The following is a 1,812-nucleotide window of genomic DNA, read 5'->3' as shown; positions in this document are numbered from 1 at the left end:
TGTTGTTATTCTGTGATAATGTCATATTGAAATTATTCTGATATAATGTCATACATGAGAGAGGAGATATTCAACATGACACAAAAAGAAATGACCCGTTTAAGAGTCATAAATCAAACAATCGATAAAGTTATAACCATCAGAGAAGCTGCTGAGCTTCTAAACCTCAGTGAACGCCAAGTAATAAGGTTGAAAAAGGGGGTTTTGAAAGAAGGACCTGCGTTCATCATCCACAAAAACAGAGGTCGAAAGCCCCAGCATGCTCTCTCTGATGAACTTAAAAACACCATCATTAACCTTAAAAAAAGCGAAAAATACTGTGACGTAAACTTCAACCATTTCGTCGACTTACTTATGGAAAATGAAAACATTAAAGTAAGTTATTCCTCTGTATACAGAATTCTAACAAAAGAAGGTATTAGCAGCCCTAGAAAACACCGTAAACGTAAAGCCCACCACAGAAGAAAAAGGATGCCCCAGAAAGGTATGCTCGTCCAAATAGATGCTTCTAAACACGATTGGATAGATGGACTTCCACCTTTTACCCTCCACGGGGCTATTGATGATGCCACAGGCGAAATACTCGCTCTATTCTTCACTCAACAAGAGTGTATGGAAGGATACTTTGAAATCATACGTCAAATAATCACTAATCATGGCGTTCCCTTAAGCCTGTACTCTGACCGCCATACCATCTTCGTCTCTCCCAATGATGGTAAACTTTCTATCGAAGAACAACTTGCAGGAAAAACAGTTAGCCTTACACAGTTCGGCAGAGCTATGGAAGAACTCGGCATCAATATAATCAAAGCCAGATCCCCTCAGGCTAAAGGGCGTGTCGAAAAACTCTGGGATACTCTTCAGGATAGGTTGAAAGCCGAACTTAAAATCTATGGTATCAATTCAATTGAGGCTGCTAATGCTTTTTTACCCAGATTTATTCAATCCTACAACAAAAGATTCGGGGTTGAGCCTGAAAACCCACAGCCTGCGTTCAGGCCTCTTGACCCTGCTATCAACCTCGACTATATCCTGTGCATCAAGGAACGTCGCACCATCATCGAAGGCTCTGCCTTCTCATACAAGGGGAAATATTATCAACTGGTCAAGGACGGCAAAAAAGTCCCTGCTATGCCCAAAGCTAAACTTACCGTCCTATTCAGCCCTAAAATAGGCGTAAAAGCTTTCTATGCCGGTACGATATATGATACCCTAATACTTGAAGAACGACCTAAAAAACAAGCTTTACGGCAGTCTGAGCATAAATCAGAGAAAAAGCATAATCCCGTAAAACCGGCTCCTGACCACCCATGGAAACAACAGGCTCAAAAAAGGCCTAGAATCTCTTACGAAGAAACTGATCGCGAGATCCTTGAGATGCTAGACCAGCTGTTTAATTCCACACGAGCTTGGGCATAGCATTTTTATCTATCGCTTCTCCTATAGATTATCATACAAGCTTTGATAATATTTATCAAGGCCTAGTTTCTTATTGCCTTTTTTGCCCCCATAATATAGTATTAAAAAGCCCTAGACTCAGAGTGCATGTCAAGTGGACCGTGGAATAAGTTGGAGTGACCCTAGAGCTTTGCTGCTTATGCCGCGAAAGCCACTTGACATGCACCCCCTTGGGTAAGCTTTTGCCTATGCCGGTGGGTGTATTACACCCACCGGCCTGCCTAGCGGCGAGCGTCAAAATTTCTAATAGCTTTGCTATAAATTATCTCTGTAATATTTTTTAAAACCCATAGTTGACATTTTTACTGAATAAAATTATCCTTTTTGAGGTGACATTTTCACAGACTATTGACA

The 1,812-nt window shown here is 41.0% G+C and carries 1 protein-coding gene; it reads left to right on the top strand.

Translation table 11 applies throughout. The features are described from left to right. The first annotated feature begins 75 nt into the window (after positions 1 to 75). Complete coding sequence (locus BM241_RS12095) at positions 76 to 1,419, top strand: ISNCY family transposase (protein ID WP_092282910.1); 1,344 nt, start codon at positions 76 to 78, stop codon at positions 1,417 to 1,419. The last annotated feature ends 393 nt before the right edge of the window (positions 1,420 to 1,812 follow it).

Source organism: Caldicoprobacter faecalis, from assembly GCF_900115765.1.
GTDB classification, from domain to species: domain Bacteria; phylum Bacillota; class Clostridia; order Caldicoprobacterales; family Caldicoprobacteraceae; genus Caldicoprobacter; species Caldicoprobacter oshimai.
Note: the sequence above shows the minus strand (reverse complement) of the source record. Positions and strands in the feature narration are given on the sequence as shown.

Coding starts and splice junctions, on each gene's coding strand:
- BM241_RS12095 (WP_092282910.1), top strand. CDS start 76: ATGACACAAAAAGAAATGACCCGTTTAAGAGTCATAAATCAAACAATC.